The organism is Pseudomonas taeanensis MS-3 (genome assembly GCF_000498575.2).
Lineage (GTDB): Bacteria > Pseudomonadota > Gammaproteobacteria > Pseudomonadales > Pseudomonadaceae > Aquipseudomonas > Aquipseudomonas taeanensis.
Genome location: NZ_AWSQ01000001.1, coordinates 1,476,799 through 1,494,230 on the forward strand (window position 1 = coordinate 1,476,799; position 17,432 = coordinate 1,494,230).

Consider the following 17,432-nt stretch of genomic DNA (forward strand, 5'->3'; position numbering starts at 1 on the left):
ATGAAGCCGATTCCAGGAGATAACCGTGAGCAAAAACAATTACGAAGCCGGTCGCCTGAACCTGCCGTTCGTGGGTCATTGCACCTTCGCCAAATCCCCGGTGTGCACCGACTGGGATAGCCTGAATGCCGATGTGGCGATCCTCGGCGCGCCCAACGACATGGGCACCCAGTGGCGCTCCGGCGCACGCTTCGGACCGCGCGGTATTCGCGAGGCCTCCACCCTGTTTTCCTTCGGCCACGCTGGCGCCTACGATCACGAAGACGACGTGATGTACCTGACAGCCGAAGACGTGCGCATGGTCGACGTCGGCGACGCCGACATCGTGCATACCGATATGGCCACGAGCAACGCCAACACCGAGTTCGCCGTGCGCAAGATCCTCGAGGCTGGCGCCATGCCGGTGGTGCTGGGCGGCGACCACTCGGTGCATGCGCCGGTGATCAAGGCCTTCGAAGGGCGCGGGCCGATCCATATCATCCATGTCGATGCGCACCTGGATTTCGTCGACGAGCGCCATGGCGTGCGCTATGGCCATGGCAGCCCTCTGCGCCGTGCCTCGGAGATGAACCACATCGTCGGCATGACCCAGATGGGCATCCGCAACGTGTCCTCCTCCAACCGCGACGACTACGACGCGGCGCGCAGTGCCGGCTCGCATATCCTGTCGGTCCGCGATGTGCGTCGCCTCGGCACGCAAGGCGTGCTGGAGCTGATTCCCAGCGGCGTGCCCTACTACATCACCATCGACATCGACGGCTTCGATCCGTCCATCGCGCCGGGCACCGGCACCCCGAGTCACGGCGGTTTTCTCTACTACGAAGTACTGGAAATCATCCAGGCACTGGCCAAGCGCAGCCAGGGCAATATCGTCGGCATGGACCTGGTCGAGGTGGCGCCGGTGTACGACCCCACCGGGATGACCTCGATTCTCGCCGCGCAACTGCTGCTCAACAGCATCGGTTTCATCTTTCACGAGCGCGCCCAGGCGAAGACGCAGTAAGTACGTTCAAACGGATATCCAGAACAATTACAACAACTGCGTACCGGAGAAAAACTATGACTCGTTTCAAAACACTGTTGAGTGTTGCTGCGTTGCTAGTGGCCAGTTCCAGCGCTTTTTCCGCCGAGGTGTGGAAGTACTCGATTGAAGAACCGCCGGAATCCTTGATGGATGTCTATGCCAAGGAGTTCAAGAACCGCATTGAACAGGCCACTAAAGGTGAAGTTGAAGTAAAGATCTACTACCTCGGGCAGCTCGGGACTTCGGCCGAAATGGTTGAGCAGACGGCTGATGGGGCGATCAACTTCGTCAACGTCGCGGTGGGAGCGCTGGGTACCCTGGTGCCCGAGTCGCAAGTGTTTCTGATGAATTATGTGCTGCCTGAGAACCCCGCCGCCGTAACCGAGTTACTCAATTCAGAGACGCTTTTGCGTGGTGATCTGGGCGCGGCATTTGCGGATAAAGGCCTGCGACTGCAGACGCTGTTTTCCGAGGGACCGCAGGTCTGGACTACGAATCGTCTGGTGCGCAGCCCCGCTGACCTGAAAGGCTTCAAGATGCGCGTCATGGTCTCGCCGGTACTGCTCGAGGCCTATGCGGACCTGGGCGCCAGCCCGACACCGATGCCATTTGGCGAAGTCTACGGTGGCCTGCAGTTGAAGCAAATCGATGGGCAAACCAATCCGGTCCCGGCCATCCAGGAGATGAAGTTTTACGAAGTGACTGACTTCATGATCTGGGCGGGAGAGCAGGAACTGGTGACGGCGATCATGACCGGCGACGACTGGTATCAGGGTCTCCCGGCGCAACGGCAACAACTGATCGACGAAACCATAGGCGGCATGAACGGTTATATCGCTGAGGCAGTGCAGCAATACAACGCCGAGCGTTTGCAGGCCATCAAAGCGGCCAAACCCGACATGCAGATGGTGCAGTTGAGCGAAGCCGAGCGGGAGGTGTTTCGCCAAGCCAGCCAGAAAACTCACGAGAAAGTTGGAGAGCACATCGGGGCGCGCGGCAAGAAGTTGCTTGCCTCGATCCTGCAAGAGGTCGCGAAAGGAGAACGCGCTAACTAAGGTACCGCAGCCTACAGCCAGGTGCGCTCCTGCCTGGCTGTAGGTGCTCGATCGGTTGAGTAAGCTGCAGATAGAGGCAACTATGCACAAGAATAAAATGTCGCCCGCCAATCACTCTCTTATTGGTCTGGATCGCCTGCTCGGGAAAGTCGAAGGCACGCTTTTGGGGTTGGCGATACTGGCCTTGGCGGCTTTTGCCTTCGCCAATGTTTTCGGGCGATTCGTGTTCAGCGAGAGCATCTATTTCGTCGAGGAGCTCAATGAGTTCCTGATGGTGCTGATTACCTTCCTCGGGCTTGGTTATGTGACCCGCAACGGGCGGCATATCCGGATGACAGCCATTTATGATCTGCTTCCGGCAGTTGCCAAGAAAGTGCTGATGATAGTGATCGCCCTGGTGACGGCCGCCATCATGTTTGCGCTGGCCTATTTCGCCTTTGAATACGTCGCCAAGACCGCCAGTCGTGGGCGCTTGACGCCTGCGTTGAAAGTCCCGCTGTACCTTTCCTATGTCCCGGTGGTGCTGGGTTTCGTGATCACCGGCATGCAGTATCTGCTGACTGCCTGGCGCAACCTCGATTTTTCCGATCCCGAAGTTTATGTCTCCTACAGCAAGCGTGATGAATACGAGGCGGTGGAACTCGCCGATGTTGCCGCGGTGGGCGACGCGGACCGCGATGAATGTAACGCGCCATCCGGCAGCGCGGCGCAGCATGCAGCGCTCAAGGAGACGAAGTAATGACTGCCTTAATGCTGACGATCATGATCATCCTGCTGCTCGCGGGGTTTCCCATGATGGTGCCGCTGCTGGGGGCGACACTGGGCGCTTTTATCTTCTATTTGCCGGACTTGAATCCGCAGCTGATCATTCAGCAGATGATCGGTGGGGTTAAACCAGCGTCGCTAATCGCCGTGCCGATGTTCATGTTCGCCGCGGACGTCATCACCAAGGGGCATTCGGCCGATCGCCTGCTTGACCTGGTGCTGCGGTTTGTCGGTCACCAGCGGGGCGGTTTGGCGGTGGCGGTGGTCAACGCCTGCGGCATGTTCGGTGCGGTCTCCGGTTCGACCCAGGCCACTGTGGTGGCGATCGGCTCGCCGATGCGCACGAAAATGCTCCAGTCCGGCTATGGCGACAGCTTCACCATCGCCTTGGCGGTCAACTCGGCCGGTCTGGCCTGCCTGATCCCTCCGTCGATCGGGATGATCGTGTTTGGTGTGGCTTCGGGTACTTCGGTCTCTGAACTGTTCATCGCCGGCATCGGGCCCGGGCTGTTGCTGCTGCTGGCGTTCTCCTGCTACAGCTTCTTCTATGCGGTTCGCCGCAACATCCCGACCGTCGAGAAAGCCAGCTGGTCTGAGCGTTTCCTGGCCATGCGCCGAGCGCTCTGGCCCGCGGGTTTTCCGGCAATCGTCATCGGCGGGATCTATGGCGGCATTTTCAGCCCGACGGAAGCCGCGGCTGTTTGCGCGGTCTATGCCATTGTCCTTGAAGTGGTGGTCTTCCGTTCGATCAAACCGAGTGAACTGCTAGGCATTGCGCGCTCCACAGGCATGATCACCTCGGTGGTATTTATCCTGATTGCGGCAGGAGCGGCTTTTTCCTGGGTGCTGGCCTATGCGCAAATTCCGCAGGGGATCATCCAGTCGTTCGGCCTTGATGCGGCCGACCCTTATGTCATTTTGTTTGCGATCACTCTGGCGTTTTTCATCGGCTGCATGTTCGTCGATTCGATCGTGGTGATCTTGGTGCTGACGCCGATATTTATGCCGCTGATTGTCGCCTCTGGGCTGGATCCGGTGCTGGTGGGGGTGGTCGTCATCTTGCAAGTGGCAATTGGTGGTGCGACGCCGCCGTTCGGTTGTGACATCTTCACCGCGACCGCGGTGTTCCGTCGGCCCTATATCGATTGTATTCGCGGCTCCTTGCCCTTCTTCCTGATCAAGGTTGGCGCGGCTGTGGCGCTGATCTATTTTCCGCCGATCGCGCTCTTCCTCAGGGATCTGGTGTTCAGGTAGCTCTACCTCGAGCACGTCTGAGGTCGCCACTGGCCTGACTGCTGCCGCTCGCGGCAGCAGTCAGGCCCAGATTGGTGGCTAACGAGTCTGCGGACTCGGCTCCGTGAGTAAATCGACTGTTACGCCGTCCCCAAACAACTCTGGGTTCTGAGTGGTTACTCATGCTCCGCCAGTGGGCTTCGGAGTAGCGCTTGGCGGTGGCTACTTGCGGGTCAGCAGCACGCCCGCTTCCATGTGGTGGGTGTAGGGGAACTGGTCGAATAGCGCGCAGCGCTCGACCCGGTGGGTGTCGCTGAGCTGGCTGATGTTGGCGGCCAGGGTCTCCGGGTTGCAGGAAATGTAGAGGATGCGTTCGAAGCGTCGGGTCAGTTCGCAAGTGTCCGGGTCCATGCCGGCACGTGGCGGGTCGACGAACACGCTGCCGAAGGCGTAGCTCTTCAGGTCGATGCCAGCCAGGCGGCGAAACGGCCGCACCTCGTTGAGCGCCTGGGTCAGCTCCTCGGCGGACAGGCGCACCAGGGTCACGTTGTCCACGCCGTTGCCTTCCAGGTTGGCCAGGGCGGCATTCACCGAGCTCTTGCTGATCTCGGTGGCCAGCACCTTGCGCACCCGGGTAGCCAGTGGCAGGGTGAAGTTGCCGTTGCCGCAGTACAGCTCCAGCAGGTCGTCGTCGCGTTGGCCGAGCGCTTCATAGGCCCAGCCGAGCATTTTCTGGCAGACCGCGCCGTTGGGCTGGGTGAAGGCGCCTTCGGGTTGGCGATAGCGGAAGGTGCGACCGGCGACTTGCAGTTCTTCCTCGGCAAAATCACGACCGATGACGATGCGCTTGCCGCGCGAGCGGCCGACCAGATTGACCCCCAGTTCGGCGGCGAGCTGCTCCGCCTCGGCCTGCCAGGCTGCGTCCAGTGGGCGGTGATAGCACAGGGTGAGCAGCGCATCGCCGGCCAGGGTGGTGAGGAACTCGACCTGGAACAGCTTGAAACTCAGCACCTGGCTGGCCTGCCAGGCGGCTTTCAGCTGTGGCATCAGCTGATTGATCCGCGTACTGGCGATGGGGAAATCGTCCAGCAGAATCGGTGTGTGTTTGTCGCCTGGGGCGAACATGGCGTAGTGACGCTGCTCGGCCTCGCGCCACAGGCGGAACTCGGCGCGCAGGCGGTAATGCTCGCGCGGCGAGTCGAACACCTCGGGCTCGGGGGCGTCGAACGGCGCCAGCAGTTCGATCAGGCGCTGTTTCTTCTCTGCAAGCTGGCTGGTGTAGGTAGCGGGATCGAACTGCGAAAGACTCATGAATCACTCTGAAGTTGGACAATTGGAATGATGTATCTGATCCGGCATTTACGCCGGCTCAGGGTAGCCTGGATGAAATCCAGGGAGGGTTAAGAGTTGCCCCGGATTTCACCCGGGCTACGGCAAACCCTCCCTAGGTTTGGACGGTCAGTCTCAGGCAAACCAGCCCAACTTGACCACAAACAGCAGCGAGAGAATCACCAGCGCCGGGTTGAGGTCGCGCCAGCGTCCGGCCAGCACCTTGACCAGGGTCCAGGTGATGAAGCCGAAGGCGATACCGTTGGCGATCGAGAAGGTCAGCGGCATGGCCAGCGCAGCGACGGCCACGGGGGCGGCAACGGTCAGGTCGTCCCAGTCTATCTGCGCCAGGCTGCTCATCATCAGCACCGCGACGAACAGCAGGGCCGGCGCGGTGGCGTAGGCCGGTACGGCGCCGGCCAGTGGGGCGAAGAACAGGCTGAGGAGGAACAGCAGGGCGACCACGCAGGCAGTCAGGCCGGTGCGCCCGCCGGCGCTGATGCCAGCGGCCGATTCGATATAGCTGGTGGTGGTCGAGGTGCCAAGGGCGGCGCCGGCCATGGTCGCGGTGCTGTCGGCCAGCAGGGCGCGGCCGAGCTTGGGCATCTTGCCGTCCTTATCCAGCAGGTCGGCCTTCTGCGCCACGCCGACCAGGGTGCCGGAGGTGTCGAACAGGTCGACGAAGAGGAAGGCGAAGATCACGCTAAGCAAGCCGATGTCCAGGGCGCCTATGATATCCAGTTGCATCAGGGTCGGCGCCAGCGCTGGCGGCATCGACATCACGCCGTCGAGCTTGGACAGGCCGAGGGCGATCGACAGGCCGGTGATCAGCAGGATGCCGATCATCACCGCACCGGTGACGCGGCGGTAAGCCAGGGCGGCGATGAGGAAGAAGCCGAGGCAAGCCAGCAACGGGCCGCCCTGGCTCATGTCGCCGAGGCTGACCAGGGTGGCCGGATGGTCGACCACGATGCCGGCGTTCTTCAGCGCGATGATCGCCAGAAACAGACCGATGCCGGCGGCAATACCGGCGCGCAGGGCCATGGGGATGCTGTTGATGATCCATTCGCGGATCTTGAAGATCGACAGCGCGAAGAAGATCACCCCGGAGAGGAACACGGCGCCCAGGGCCACCTGCCAGGTGTGGCCCATGGTCAGCACCACGGTGTAGGTGAAGAAGGCGTTGAGGCCCATGCCCGGCGCCAGGGCGATCGGGTAATTGGCCACCAGGCCCATGACCGCCGAACCGATGGCCGCCGCCAGGCAGGTGGCGACGAACACCGCGCCATGGTCCATGCCGGTTTCGGCGAGGATGCTCGGGTTGACGAAGAGGATGTAGGCCATGGTCAGAAAGGTGGTGAGACCGGCGAGAACCTCGGTGCGGACCGTGGTCTGGTGCGCGTTGAGTTGGAACAGCTTTTCCAGCATGCGAAGCTCCCTGTGACGTCTGATGCGCCGTTAAAAGTGCAGAACGAAAGCAAAGCACAACCACTGGCGCGTGGATGATTTTGCTGGCGGTCTGGAAAAAGGCGCGCATCATATCAGCTAGGGTATGTTGCCGTTTCATTGCGAGCCGCGTTGCCGCGAGAAATGGCCCCCGATTAGGCGCAGGACGCAGGTAATGGTCATTCCCTTGCCAAGTCCTGCAACAACAGCGGGGGCCATTTCCCGCGCAACNCGTGCCTTGCCTCGCGCAAAAGCAGGCTACGGCGCGGCCGCGAATGAAACGGCAACAGACCCTAGGCCGTAACCGGTGAATTTATGACCGAACGGATCGTTTTCGTTCTGTAGTGTCGAGGAGGTCAGCATGACTACGCGCGCTGTTATTACCGTTGCCGATGGCGTCGAGGACATCGAATGCGTGACCCTGATCGATGTGCTGCGGCGCGCCGAAGTCGAGGTGGTAGTCGCCAGCATCGAAGGTCGGCGGATGATCACCTGCGCCCGCGGCACCCGCCTGACCGCCGATACCATGCTGGTCGACGTGCTGGCCCAGGACTTCGACCTGGTCGTGCTGCCCGGCGGCATGCCCGGCGCACAACGCCTGGCCGAGCATGAACCGCTGGCCGCGCGGGTACGCCAGCAGGCCAAGGCCGGCAAACTGTTCGCCGGCATCTGTGCGGCGCCGGCGGTGGCCTTGCAGCCATTCGGCGTGCTCAAGCAGCGGCGGATGACCTGTTACCCGAGCTTCAGCGAGCGTCTCAGCGGCTGCACCTTCGTCGATCAGCCGGTGGTGGTCGACGGCAACTGCATCACCAGCCAGGGCCCAGGCACCGCCCTGGAGTTTGCCCTGACCCTGGTCGAACACCTGCGCGGCAAGGGCACGCGCAAGCAGGTGGCCGAGGCCATGCTGGTCGGTTGAGCCGCGCCTGGTCTGCAGCCGCGCTGTGACCCTAAGCGCGCAGCGGGGCCGGGGTGCTGGTGAACTGTGCGGGCGAACTCTGCTTGAGCAGGGTCGCCAGATGGCTGTCGCGACGGGCAATGAACTGCCACAGGCGTTCGCGGTAATCCGCTGGCGCGGCGTTGCGCACCGAGGGACGCGTGGCCAGCGCCTGACGCCAGCGCTGCACCTTGCTCAAACCGGCAAAGATGCCGAAGTCGGCGATCCGTTCGAATACCTGCCAGTAGCGAAACACCGGGGCAAAGGCCGCATCCACCAGGCAGAAGTCCGCGTCGGCGAACCAGGGGCCGCTGTTGAGTTCGGCCTCCACCTGCTCGAAGCGGCGGCGTAAGGTCTGGCGCTGAGCCTCGAACGCGTCGGCGTCGGCGGCATTGTAGAAACGCGCGATATTGTTCAGGACGGCCGAGGCGAACTCGACCCAGGCCCGATGGCGGGCACGCTCGAAGGCATCCAGTGGGTGCAGGGGTGGGGCCAGGGTCTCGTCGAGGTACTCGGCGATCACCGCCGACTCGAACAGCACGCCACGCTCGCTGCGCAGCAGCGGCACCTTGCCGAGCGGTGAGAGGGCGAGGAACCATGCCGGTTTGTCGGCCAGGTCGATGTCGCGGCGGCTGAAGTCAACGCCCTTTTCCGCCAGGACGATGGCCGCGCGTTGCACATAGGGGCACAACGGATGGCTGATCAGTTCGAGGGCAGTGTTCATGAGGTGGCTCCTGCGGCCTTCAGGGCCAGCGGACCGTCGCCGAGCAGCGCGTGCACCAGTGTCATCACGGCGAGGAACAGGGGGTATTCCCAGCCACCGTCGGGATTGGAGAACACCCAGCCGTTGGGTGCATGGATCAGCAGCGCGCCGAGCAGGATCGGCAACAGGGCCAGCGACACCCAGCGGCCGTAGATGCCCAGCAGGATCAGCAGGCCGCCGACTGTTTCGGCGAGGATCAGCGGCAGGGCGAGGGCGGATGGCAGGCCGATAGCGGCCAGCCAGTTGCCGAGACCGACGACGCCGAAGGTGAGCAGTTTGAGAATCAGGCCGTGACTGATCCACATGCCGGCCAGGCCAATGCGCAGCAGCAGGCTGGCCGCGGCTGGGTTGCTGAGGAGGTTGAATGTACGCATGACAGAAGTCCTGTGTGCGGCGGGCAAGAGTGCCTGTGCTCAGAGTCTGGGCTTTGCAATTTGGCGGATAAATTAGCAATATCTGCGAAACGATTATGCGGATTTGCATAGATGGACTGGAGCGACCTGCAGTATTTCCTCGCCGTGGCCCAGGGCGGTTCGATCAGCCAGGCGGCGCGCGCCCTGCGGGTCAACCACAGCACCGTGCTGCGCCGCTTGCAGCGTCTGGAGGCGCAGCTCGGCGTGGCCCTGTTTCAGCGCCACGCCGCGGGCTATGTGCTGACCCAGGCGGGCGAGGAGCTGGCCGGTAGGCTCGGCGGAGTAGGTGAGCAGATCGACGGCGCCGGGCGGCAACTGCTGGGCCAGGACCAGCAGGTTCGTGGCAGCATCCGCCTGACGTCCACCGACACCCTGTTCAACAGCCTGCTGACGCCGTTGCTGGCCGAGTTCCAGCGTTTGCATCCGCAGGTGTCCCTGCAACTGGTGATCAACAACAGCTTCCTCAGCCTGACCCAGCGCGAGGCCGATATGGCCGTGCGTGGCAGCAATCGGCCGCCGGATAACCTGATCGGCCGCTGCGTCGGGCGGATCCAGACGGCGGTGTATGCCTCGCGTGCCTACCTGGCCGACAAACCGGCGCAGCTGCCGTGGGCGGAGCACCTGTGGGTGGGCGCGGATGAGTCCTTGGCACATCTCGAACAGAGTGCCTGGCTGGCCGCCCAGGTACCCGATGAGCGGGTGCTGACGCGCAGCGACAGCCTGGTCGGGATGCTCGAGTGCGTGCGCCAGGGCATGGGCGCCGGCCTGCTACTTTGCCCGCTGGCGCAGGCGCATGCCGAACTGGTGCGCCTGGCCGACGCCGAGCCGGCGCTGGACACCCAGGTCTGGCTGCTCAGTCATCCGGACCTGCGCAAGGTGGCGCGGATTCGTGCGCTGAGTGATTTTCTCTACCAGCGCCTGAGTGCCGACCCGCGCCTGGTGCACTGAGAGAGCGGCGCTAGCGCGGCGCCTCGGCGATCTCCTCGGGTTCCTGCAGCTGGTCGCGCCGGGCCAGGCTGGGAAACAGCTTGATCCAGGCACCGGTGACCAGCAGGGTGCCGACGCCGCCGAGCACCACCGCCGGGACCGTACCGAACCAGTGCGCGGTGAGGCCGGATTCGAATTCGCCGAGCTGGTTGGAGGCGCCGATGAACAGGCCGTTGACCGCGCTGACCCGGCCGCGCATCTCGTCCGGGGTGTGCAACTGCACGAAGGCGCCGCGAATCACCATGCTGATCATGTCCGCCGCGCCGAGAATCACCAGCACCGCCAGGCTGAACCAGAATGAGGTGGACAGGCCGAAGGCGATGGTCGCCACGCCGAACACCGCCACCGCAGTGAACATGATCCGCCCGACCTGACGATCGATGGGAAAGCGCGCCAGCCAGAACGACATCAGCAAGGCGCCGACCGCCGGCGCCGAACGCAGCAGACCGAGGCCCCAGGGCCCGGTGAGCAGGATGTCCTTGGCGAACACCGGCAGCAGGGCAGTGGCGCCGCCGAGTAACACGGCGAACAGGTCGAGGGAGATGGCGCCGAAGATATCCCGGCGGCTGCGGATATAGCGGATGCCGGCGAGCAGCGAGTGCAACGAGGCGCGCTCCTTGCGCAGCGCCGTTTGCCGCGCTGGCAGGCTGAGCATCAGGCTGCAGGCCAGCACATACAGCAGCGCGGTCGGCGCATACACCCACAAACTGCCGAAGGCATACAGGAAACCACCGAGCGCCGGCGCGGCGATAGTTGCGGTCTGCATGGCCGAAGCCGAGGCGGCTACCGCGGCGGGAAACAGCGCCTTGGGCACCAGACTGGGCAGCAGCGCCTGGGTCGCCGGCATCTCGAAGGCGCGGGCGCTGCCGAGCAGGAAGGCCAGGACGAATATCAGCTCGCGGGTCACCTCGCCGCTGCTGCTGCCCAGCACCAGGGCGATGGCGATCAGCGCCTGGCCGGCCTGGCACAGGGCGGCGATCTTGCGCCGGTCGTAGCGGTCGGCGACATGCCCGGTGTGCAGCATGAACAGCACGCGCGGGAGGAACTCGGCCAGGCCGACCAGGCCCAGGTCGAGCACGTTGCCGGTCAGCTGATACATGTGCCAGCCGATCGCCACGGTGAGCATCTGAAAGCCGCTGGCGGTGCACACGCGGGCCAGCCAGAAGGCGATAAAGGGGCGCTGATGACGCAGCAGCAGTTTGCCGTGGACGGACATGGTAAGTACTTAGCAGGCTAACTAACGGTGCGCTAGCTTAGCATGGCGGCCGGCCAGGCCAGCTGCCTCGCGCGACAAATAACCACAGCTTCAAGTGTGTGCAATGGCGTTACTCTTTTAGCATTGATTGATCCAGGTCAAGGCCCGTTTGCCTTGGCCTGGGGGCTGTTTGGCCCACCCGCCGTTTGCCTGCATGACAAGAACGATTGCGCCATATTGCGCTCCAACGTCTGGAGCTCGCACAAGGCTGTGCCCCGAATAACCTGACTGAGGAAGTTCTATGTTCGGCTTAGAGGCTCTAGATCTCGCCCGAATCCAGTTTGCCTTCACCATCTCCTTTCACATCATCTTCCCGGCCATCACCATTGGCCTGGCCAGTTACCTGGCGGTGCTGGAAGGGTTGTGGTTGAAGAGCGGACAAGAGGTGTACCGCGATCTGTACCACTTCTGGTCGAAGATCTTCGCCGTCAACTTCGGCATGGGCGTGGTCTCCGGGCTGGTCATGGCCTATCAGTTCGGCACCAACTGGAGCGCCTTCTCGGACTTCGCCGGCGCGGTCACCGGGCCGCTGCTGACTTATGAAGTACTCACCGCATTCTTCCTCGAGGCGGGCTTTCTCGGCGTCATGCTGTTCGGCTGGAACCGGGTGGGTCCGGGGCTGCACTTCTTTTCCACGGTGATGGTGGCGATTGGCACGCTGATCTCGACCTTCTGGATTCTTGCCTCCAACAGTTGGATGCACACCCCGCAGGGCTTCGAGATCATCGACGGGCGGGTGATTCCGGTGGACTGGCTGGCGGTGATATTCAACCCGTCCTTCCCCTATCGTCTGGCGCACATGGCCACGGCGGCCTTTCTCTCCACCGCGTTCTTCGTCGGCGCCTCGGCGGCCTGGCACTTGCTGCGCGGTCGGGACAACCCGGCGCTGCGCAAGATGCTCTCGATGGCCCTGTGGATGGCCCTGCTGGTGGCGCCGATCCAGGCAATGATTGGCGACTTGCACGGCCTCAATACCCTGAAGTACCAGCCAGCGAAAATCGCCGCGATCGAGGGCCACTGGGAAAATCACGGCGATGAGCCGACCCCGCTGATCCTCTTCGGCTGGCCGGACATGCAGCGCGAGGAGACCCGCTTCAAGCTGGAGATTCCCGCCCTCGGCAGTCTGATTCTGACTCACAGCCTGGACCAGCAGGTGCCGGCACTGAAGGAGTTCGCCCCCGAGGATCGCGCCAACTCGACGATAGTGTTCTGGACCTTCCGGGTGATGGTTGCCCTGGGCCTGCTGATGATTTTCACCGGCCTCTGGGGTTTGTGGCTGCGCAGTCGCGGCAAGTTGTTCGAGAACCGCGCGTTCCTGCATCTGGCGGTATGGATGGGGCCCTCGGGGATCATCGCCATGCTCGCCGGTTGGTACACCACCGAGATCGGTCGTCAGCCCTGGGTGATCCAGGGGTTGATGCGCACCGCCGATGCGTCTTCCGGGCACGGCCTGGTGCAGATGAGTGTGACCCTGACGTTGTTCGTGGTGGTGTATTTCGCCCTGTTCGGCGTGGGCCTAGGCTACATGATGCGCCTGGTGCGCAAGGGGCCGATCACCGGCGAAGGTCAGGAAGTCGTCGAGGGTGGTCCAGGGCAGCAACATACGCCATCGCGTCCGTTGTCCGCGGCCGAGGAAGATCTGCACGAGAATGGCAGCGATACACGGTCTGAGAGGAGCTGAATATGGGCATCGATCTTTCGTTGATCTGGGCCGTGATCATCGCCTTCGGGGTGATGATGTATGTAGTGATGGACGGTTTCGATCTGGGCATCGGTATCCTCTTTCCCTTCGTCAAGAGCGAGGGCGAGCGCGATGTGATGATGAACACCGTGGCGCCGGTGTGGGACGGCAACGAGACCTGGCTGGTGCTCGGCGGTGCGGCGCTGTTCGGCGCCTTTCCTCTGGCCTACGCGGTGGTCTTGAGTGCGCTGTACCTGCCGTTGATCTTCATGCTGCTGGGGCTGATCTTTCGCGGCGTGGCGTTCGAGTTCCGCTTCAAGGCCAAGGCTGCCAAACGCCACATCTGGGACAAGGCGTTTATCGGCGGTTCGCTGACCGCGACCTTCTTTCAGGGGGTGGCGCTGGGCGCCTATATCGACGGCTTCGAGGTGGTGGATCGGGCCTATGCCGGTGGTGCGCTTGACTGGCTGACGCCGTTCTCGTTGTTTTGCGGCCTGGCGCTGATCGCCGCCTACGCCTTGCTCGGCTGCACCTGGCTGATCATGAAGACCGAAGGCCGCCTGCAGCAGCAGATGCATGACCTGGCGCGACCGCTGGTGTTCGTCCTGTTGGTGGTCACCGGTATGGTTAGCCTGTGGACGCCGCTGGCGCATGCCGAGATTGCCGAGCGCTGGTTCAGTCTGCCTAACCTGTTCTGGTTCATGCCGGTGCCGCTGCTGGTGCTGCTGTGTACCTGGGCGCTTTTGCGTGCGGTGGCGCGCAACGCCAACTACGCACCGTTCCTGCTGACCCTGACGCTGATCTTCCTCGGCTACAGCGGCCTGGGCATAAGTCTTTGGCCGAATATCATCCCGCCGTCGGTGTCGATCTGGGACGCTGCCTCGCCGCCGCAAAGCCAGGGCTTCATCCTGGTCGGCGCGCTGTTCATCATTCCCTTCATCCTGATGTACACGGCCTGGAGCTATTACGTGTTCCGCGGCAAGGTGCGGGAAGAGGATGGCTACCATTGAGGCGCGGGGCGATGACTGAGCCGGGCGAGAAGAAGCCGCTGTGGCAGCGGTTGGGTTGGCTGGTGCTGATCTGGGCTGCCAGCGTGCTGGCCCTGGGCGTGGTGGCCGGGCTGCTGCGGCTGTTTATGACGGCGGCGGGACTGGGCACGCCCGGATAGCCCGTCGCTGCGCCTATTGTTCGCGGCCAAGGCCGCTCCCACAGTCGTTATTGCCCGTGGGAGCGGCCTTGGCCACGAATAGACTCAGCGCTACTTGATCGCCTTGAGCACCACGAACTTGGGTGTGGCCGCGACCTGCTCGACGCCGCGAAACAGCTTCTTGAGCTTGGCGTGGTAGCCCAGGTGGCGGTTACCGACTATCCACAGCTCGCCGCCTTTGACCAGGGCTGCGCGGGCTTGCTGGAACATGCGCCAGGCGAGAAAGTCGCCGACCACCTGCTGCTGGTGGAACGGCGGGTTGCACAGCACCAGGTCCAGTGAATCCGCCTCCTGCTCGGCCAGGCCATCGCCGGCGCGAATGGTCAGCGGGCGTTCGCCGAGTGCTGCGCGCCAGTTCTGCGCAGCCGACTGCACGGCCATATAGGACTCGTCGACCAGGGTCAGTTCCGCCTGTGGGCTGGCGAGGGCATAGGCGATGCCCAGCACGCCATTGCCGCAACCGAGATCGGCCACGCGGGTGCGCCTCTGGTGCTTGGGCAGGTGCGGTAGGAAGGCGCGGGTGCCGATGTCCAGACCTTCGCGGCAGAACACATTGGCATGGTTGAGCAGTTCCAGCTTCGGCTGCTCGAGGTGGTAACGGGTTGGGTAAGGCGATGTCGGCGCGGCTTTTGTCTCCGGCGTGGCCACCAGCAGGCGCGCCTTCTTCACCGCCAGCGAGGCCTGCACCGGGCCTATGTACTGCTCAAGCAGGTCGCCGGCGGCGCGCGGCAGGTGCTTGACCATGGCCGCGGCGATCACCTGGGCGCCCGGAGCCAGTTGACCGTGCAGGCGAATCAGTTGTTCTTCCAGCAGGGCCAGGGTCTTCGGCACGCGAATCAGCACCCGGTCGAACGGCCCCTGCGCAGTGGCACTGGCCGGCACGAAGGTCACCGCGTCAGCCGGCAGCTGGTTACGCCCCAGGTTGATCTGCAATCCCTGCTGGCCCAGGTAGGAGTCACCGCTGCTGGTCACCTGGGCATGACCGGCCAGGCTGGCTGCCAGGGCGCCGAAGTTGTCGTTGAGCACCAGCACCCGGGCTGTTGCCGGCAGGCCTTGCTCATGCACATGCTTGAGCAGGTACTCGTCGGCGGCATCGAAGGCCTGCAACGGCTCAGCCTGTTGCTCGGGTTGGCGGATCAGGTCGAGCTGGGCAAAAGGCGTAACGAATATAGGCATATAGACTGCTGGTGTTTGTGGGCGGCGCTTTGCGGGACACTATGGGTGTCTCGATAGACGATGGGAGCGAAGTATGACCGTCAGCGAAGAGAAGTTCACCCGGCAAACCCTGAGCGAGGTGCGGGTCTGGTCGCCGAGTCTGTTCAGCCTGCGCTGTTCGCGTGATCCCGGGTTTCGTTTTCGCGCCGGGCAATTCGCCCGCCTGGGCGTGCGCAAGGCGGATGGCTCGGTGGTCTGGCGCGCCTACTCGATGGTCTCGGCGCCGCACGACGAGTTTCTCGAGTTTTTTTCCATTGTCGTGCCCGGCGGCGAATTCACTTCCGAGCTGAGCCGGCTCAAGGTCGGCGATACCCTGCTGGTAGATAAACAGGCGTTTGGTTTCCTCACCCTCGAGCGTTTCGCCACGGGGCGTGACCTCTGGCTCTTGGCCAGCGGTACCGGTCTGGCGCCGTTCCTCTCGTTGTTGCAAGACTTCGAGGCCTGGCAGCGATTCGAGCGCATCGTCCTGATCTACAGCGCACGCACGGCCAGTGAGCTGGCCTATCAGTCGCTGATCCATGGGCTCAGCCAGTTGGAGCACCTGGCCGACTACGCCGACAAACTGACCTACTTGCCCTTGGTCACCCGTGAGCACGCGCCCGGCTGCCTGCATGGGCGCATCACCACCTTGCTGCAAAGTGGCGAACTGGAGCGCGCGGCCGGCCTGGCGCTGGAGCCCGAGCACTCGCGGCTGATGCTGTGCGGCAACCCGCAGATGATCGAAGACACCCGCATGCTGCTGAAACAGCGGGACTTGCAGTTGAGCCTGACTCGACGGCCAGGCCAGGTGGCGGTAGAGAATTACTGGTAGTTCGCTGTGCTGCGCACATAGAAACGGCGCCGATGTAGTGGCAGGGGCGACGCCTATTTCTCCTGCTGAGCCTTGAGCAGATCGCGGATTTCACTGAGTAGCTGCTGATCCTTGGTCGGTGCCGCTGGTTTGGCTGGGGCGGCGGCTTCTTCGCGCTTGAGTCTGTTGATCACCTTGACCCCCATGAAGATGGCGAAGGCGACGATGAGGAAGTCGAGGATGCTCTGCAGGAACTGTCCGTAATTCAGCGTCACCGCCTCAAGATCGCCCTCGGCGGCCTTGAGGACGACCACCAGATCGGCGAAGTCCACGCCACCGATCAGCAGGCCAATGGGCGGCATGATCATGTCCGCGACGAAGGAACTGACGATCTTGCCGAAGGCCGCACCGATGATGATGCCCACGGCCATGTCGACCACGTTACCTTTGACCGCGAAGGTTTTGAACTCACTCAAGACACTCATGGTTGGATATCCCCGATAAATGGTTGTCGGTGAGTGTAAACCACTCGCGCAGGCTCGCCAGTTGGGGCCTGCAAGGGCGTGGGTAGCCTTGGCCCGAGGCGAAACCCGCCCACCGAGTAGTGGTTTCAACCAGGGAGACCGGCGGGCCGCTGGGGCGGCGCTTTCGCCATTCGATGGGCTAGTCTGATAGAAGAAACCCTCAGGAGTCTCCGTCATGCCGCTCGAATATCACCCACTGTCCCGTGAGTTTCCCGATCAGCAAAACGCTCTGCGCAGCCTGATGCAGAGTAATGCGCATTTCTCCCGGCTGGCCGAGGAGTACCAGACGTTGGATAAGCGCATTTATGAGGCCGAGGATGGTCTGGCCAATATGGACGATTTGCAATTACAAGGTTTGAAATTGCAGCGCGTGGTGCTCAAAGACGAAATCGCCGGGCTGCTCAAAACTGCTGACAGCTGATCTGGTTGACCCGGATCAAGGGCTGGCCGATTAGGAGGGGGGTAAGCTGCGGGTATTCTTACTCTGGAGTGTCAGCATGCATATCGAACATCACCCCCTGGTCCATGAGTTCCCCGAACTGCGTGCCGAGTTGCATGCTTTGCGTCAATCCGATCCGGCTTTCGCCCGCCTGGCCGATGAATATGAGGTACTCGACCAGCGCATCTGCGGGATGGAGGACGGCGTCGAGGTGTTGGCCGACGACGCCCTGAATGCCTTGAAGCACCAGCGAGGCGTGCTCAAGGATCAGGTCGCCAGTCGGCTCAAGCCTGCGGCCAGTTGCTGCGGTTGCTGCCAGGGCTGATCCACTCCCGTTGCACTGTTTGGAAAGGCTATGATGCGGGCTTTCGT

The 17,432-nt window shown here is 62.9% G+C and carries 19 protein-coding genes; 12 read left to right on the plus strand and 7 right to left on the minus strand.

The window, feature by feature from the left end:
• Window positions 1-25 precede the first annotated feature (25 nt).
• The 4 genes from speB (at window position 26) to TMS3_RS06410 (ending at window position 4,098) form a co-directional block, all read left to right on the plus strand.
• Window positions 26-1,003: an agmatinase gene (gene speB, locus TMS3_RS06395; protein WP_025164430.1), complete on the plus strand. Its 978-nt coding sequence runs from the start codon at window positions 26-28 to the stop codon at window positions 1,001-1,003.
• A 56-nt stretch (window positions 1,004-1,059) separates the two neighbouring features.
• Window positions 1,060-2,079, plus strand: coding sequence for a TRAP transporter substrate-binding protein DctP (dctP, locus tag TMS3_RS06400; protein ID WP_025164431.1), 1,020 nt, complete (start codon window positions 1,060-1,062; stop codon window positions 2,077-2,079).
• Window positions 2,080-2,161: 82 nt separating this feature from the next.
• Entirely contained in the window at window positions 2,162-2,818 is a 657-nt protein-coding gene (locus tag TMS3_RS06405) for a TRAP transporter small permease (protein WP_025164432.1), read from the plus strand.
• Window positions 2,818-4,098, plus strand: a complete 1,281-nt coding sequence (locus TMS3_RS06410) for a TRAP transporter large permease (protein ID WP_025164433.1) — start codon at window positions 2,818-2,820, stop codon at window positions 4,096-4,098. Before TMS3_RS06405 ends, TMS3_RS06410 begins: the two co-directional genes overlap by 1 nt.
• A gap of 201 nt (window positions 4,099-4,299) precedes the next feature.
• On the opposite strand, the gene trmA is transcribed toward TMS3_RS06410, so the two are convergent.
• Both trmA and TMS3_RS06420 read right to left on the minus strand, forming a co-directional pair.
• Window positions 4,300-5,388, minus strand: coding sequence for a tRNA (uridine(54)-C5)-methyltransferase TrmA (gene trmA, locus TMS3_RS06415; RefSeq protein ID WP_025164434.1), 1,089 nt, complete (start codon window positions 5,386-5,388; stop codon window positions 4,300-4,302).
• 153 nt (window positions 5,389-5,541) lie between these two features.
• Window positions 5,542-6,834 carry an NCS2 family permease gene (locus TMS3_RS06420; protein ID WP_025164435.1) on the minus strand — a complete coding sequence of 431 codons (1,293 nt, stop codon included), beginning with the start codon at window positions 6,832-6,834 and terminating at the stop codon, window positions 5,542-5,544.
• A 379-nt stretch (window positions 6,835-7,213) separates the two neighbouring features.
• Between TMS3_RS06420 and TMS3_RS06425 the strand changes: the two genes are divergently transcribed.
• Window positions 7,214-7,768 carry a DJ-1 family glyoxalase III gene (locus tag TMS3_RS06425; protein ID WP_025164436.1) on the plus strand — a complete coding sequence of 185 codons (555 nt, stop codon included), beginning with the start codon at window positions 7,214-7,216 and terminating at the stop codon, window positions 7,766-7,768.
• Window positions 7,769-7,799: 31 nt separating this feature from the next.
• On the opposite strand, the gene TMS3_RS06430 is transcribed toward TMS3_RS06425, so the two are convergent.
• Together TMS3_RS06430 and TMS3_RS06435 are read right to left on the minus strand one after the other, a co-directional pair.
• The gene (locus tag TMS3_RS06430) at window positions 7,800-8,510 is read right to left on the minus strand and encodes a glutathione S-transferase family protein (RefSeq protein ID WP_025164437.1); all 711 of its coding nucleotides are present in this window, start codon (window positions 8,508-8,510) and stop codon (window positions 7,800-7,802) included.
• Window positions 8,507-8,923 (minus strand): DoxX family protein, encoded by a 417-nt coding sequence (locus TMS3_RS06435; RefSeq protein ID WP_025164438.1) that lies wholly within the window; start codon window positions 8,921-8,923, stop codon window positions 8,507-8,509. The genes TMS3_RS06430 and TMS3_RS06435 overlap by 4 nt, the downstream gene beginning before the upstream one ends.
• Before the next feature lie 111 nt (window positions 8,924-9,034).
• Here TMS3_RS06435 and TMS3_RS06440 point away from each other — a divergent pair, with 111 nt between their 5' ends.
• Entirely contained in the window at window positions 9,035-9,910 is an 876-nt protein-coding gene (locus tag TMS3_RS06440; RefSeq protein ID WP_025164439.1) for a LysR family transcriptional regulator, read from the plus strand.
• Between the two features lie 10 nt (window positions 9,911-9,920).
• Here TMS3_RS06440 and TMS3_RS06445 read toward each other — a convergent pair whose 3' ends face one another.
• A complete protein-coding gene (locus TMS3_RS06445; protein WP_025164440.1) occupies window positions 9,921-11,165 on the minus strand; it encodes an MFS transporter in 1,245 nt (414 codons plus the stop codon).
• Window positions 11,166-11,445: 280 nt separating this feature from the next.
• Between TMS3_RS06445 and TMS3_RS06450 the strand changes: the two genes are divergently transcribed.
• The 3 genes from TMS3_RS06450 to TMS3_RS06460 are packed head-to-tail and all read left to right on the plus strand — an operon-like array spanning window position 11,446 to window position 14,053.
• Entirely contained in the window at window positions 11,446-12,885 is a 1,440-nt protein-coding gene (locus TMS3_RS06450) for a cytochrome ubiquinol oxidase subunit I (protein WP_025164441.1), read from the plus strand.
• A 2-nt stretch (window positions 12,886-12,887) separates the two neighbouring features.
• Entirely contained in the window at window positions 12,888-13,895 is a 1,008-nt protein-coding gene (gene cydB, locus TMS3_RS06455) for a cytochrome d ubiquinol oxidase subunit II (protein WP_025164442.1), read from the plus strand.
• An 11-nt stretch (window positions 13,896-13,906) separates the two neighbouring features.
• Window positions 13,907-14,053, plus strand: a complete 147-nt coding sequence (locus TMS3_RS06460; protein ID WP_043301776.1) for a DUF2474 domain-containing protein — start codon at window positions 13,907-13,909, stop codon at window positions 14,051-14,053.
• 90 nt (window positions 14,054-14,143) lie between these two features.
• Here the strand turns inward: TMS3_RS06460 and TMS3_RS06465 are convergent, their stop codons facing one another.
• On the minus strand, window positions 14,144-15,268 hold the full coding sequence (locus tag TMS3_RS06465; protein ID WP_025164443.1) for a methyltransferase: 1,125 nt from the start codon (window positions 15,266-15,268) through the stop codon (window positions 14,144-14,146).
• Window positions 15,269-15,341: 73 nt separating this feature from the next.
• On the opposite strand from TMS3_RS06465, the gene TMS3_RS06470 reads away from it, so the two are divergent.
• Entirely contained in the window at window positions 15,342-16,118 is a 777-nt protein-coding gene (locus TMS3_RS06470; protein ID WP_025164444.1) for a ferredoxin--NADP reductase, read from the plus strand.
• Between the two features lie 53 nt (window positions 16,119-16,171).
• Here the strand turns inward: TMS3_RS06470 and mscL are convergent, their stop codons facing one another.
• Window positions 16,172-16,582: a large-conductance mechanosensitive channel protein MscL gene (gene mscL, locus TMS3_RS06475; RefSeq protein WP_025164445.1), complete on the minus strand. Its 411-nt coding sequence runs from the start codon at window positions 16,580-16,582 to the stop codon at window positions 16,172-16,174.
• A gap of 214 nt (window positions 16,583-16,796) precedes the next feature.
• On the opposite strand from mscL, the gene TMS3_RS06480 reads away from it, so the two are divergent.
• A complete protein-coding gene (locus tag TMS3_RS06480; RefSeq protein ID WP_025164446.1) occupies window positions 16,797-17,042 on the plus strand; it encodes a YdcH family protein in 246 nt (81 codons plus the stop codon).
• 76 nt (window positions 17,043-17,118) lie between these two features.
• Complete coding sequence (locus TMS3_RS06485; RefSeq protein ID WP_025164447.1) at window positions 17,119-17,385, plus strand: YdcH family protein; 267 nt, start codon at window positions 17,119-17,121, stop codon at window positions 17,383-17,385.
• Window positions 17,386-17,432 lie beyond the last annotated feature (47 nt).

Bases quoted from the DNA above. Each gene is read 5' to 3' on its own strand.
- TMS3_RS06470 (WP_025164444.1), top strand. From the start codon at position 15,342: ATGACCGTCAGCGAAGAGAAGTTCACCCGGCAAACCCTGAGCGAGGTG.
- TMS3_RS06465 (WP_025164443.1), bottom strand. From the start codon at position 15,268: ATGCCTATATTCGTTACGCCTTTTGCCCAGCTCGACCTGATCCGCCAA.
- TMS3_RS06445 (WP_025164440.1), bottom strand. From the start codon at position 11,165: ATGTCCGTCCACGGCAAACTGCTGCTGCGTCATCAGCGCCCCTTTATC.
- TMS3_RS06480 (WP_025164446.1), top strand. From the start codon at position 16,797: ATGCCGCTCGAATATCACCCACTGTCCCGTGAGTTTCCCGATCAGCAA.
- cydB (WP_025164442.1), top strand. From the start codon at position 12,888: ATGGGCATCGATCTTTCGTTGATCTGGGCCGTGATCATCGCCTTCGGG.
- TMS3_RS06460 (WP_043301776.1), top strand. From the start codon at position 13,907: ATGACTGAGCCGGGCGAGAAGAAGCCGCTGTGGCAGCGGTTGGGTTGG.
- trmA (WP_025164434.1), bottom strand. From the start codon at position 5,388: ATGAGTCTTTCGCAGTTCGATCCCGCTACCTACACCAGCCAGCTTGCA.
- TMS3_RS06425 (WP_025164436.1), top strand. From the start codon at position 7,214: ATGACTACGCGCGCTGTTATTACCGTTGCCGATGGCGTCGAGGACATC.
- TMS3_RS06440 (WP_025164439.1), top strand. From the start codon at position 9,035: ATGGACTGGAGCGACCTGCAGTATTTCCTCGCCGTGGCCCAGGGCGGT.
- TMS3_RS06420 (WP_025164435.1), bottom strand. From the start codon at position 6,834: ATGCTGGAAAAGCTGTTCCAACTCAACGCGCACCAGACCACGGTCCGC.
- dctP (WP_025164431.1), top strand. From the start codon at position 1,060: ATGACTCGTTTCAAAACACTGTTGAGTGTTGCTGCGTTGCTAGTGGCC.
- mscL (WP_025164445.1), bottom strand. From the start codon at position 16,582: ATGAGTGTCTTGAGTGAGTTCAAAACCTTCGCGGTCAAAGGTAACGTG.
- TMS3_RS06485 (WP_025164447.1), top strand. From the start codon at position 17,119: ATGCATATCGAACATCACCCCCTGGTCCATGAGTTCCCCGAACTGCGT.
- TMS3_RS06410 (WP_025164433.1), top strand. From the start codon at position 2,818: ATGACTGCCTTAATGCTGACGATCATGATCATCCTGCTGCTCGCGGGG.
- TMS3_RS06435 (WP_025164438.1), bottom strand. From the start codon at position 8,923: ATGCGTACATTCAACCTCCTCAGCAACCCAGCCGCGGCCAGCCTGCTG.
- TMS3_RS06430 (WP_025164437.1), bottom strand. From the start codon at position 8,510: ATGAACACTGCCCTCGAACTGATCAGCCATCCGTTGTGCCCCTATGTG.
- TMS3_RS06450 (WP_025164441.1), top strand. From the start codon at position 11,446: ATGTTCGGCTTAGAGGCTCTAGATCTCGCCCGAATCCAGTTTGCCTTC.
- TMS3_RS06405 (WP_025164432.1), top strand. From the start codon at position 2,162: ATGCACAAGAATAAAATGTCGCCCGCCAATCACTCTCTTATTGGTCTG.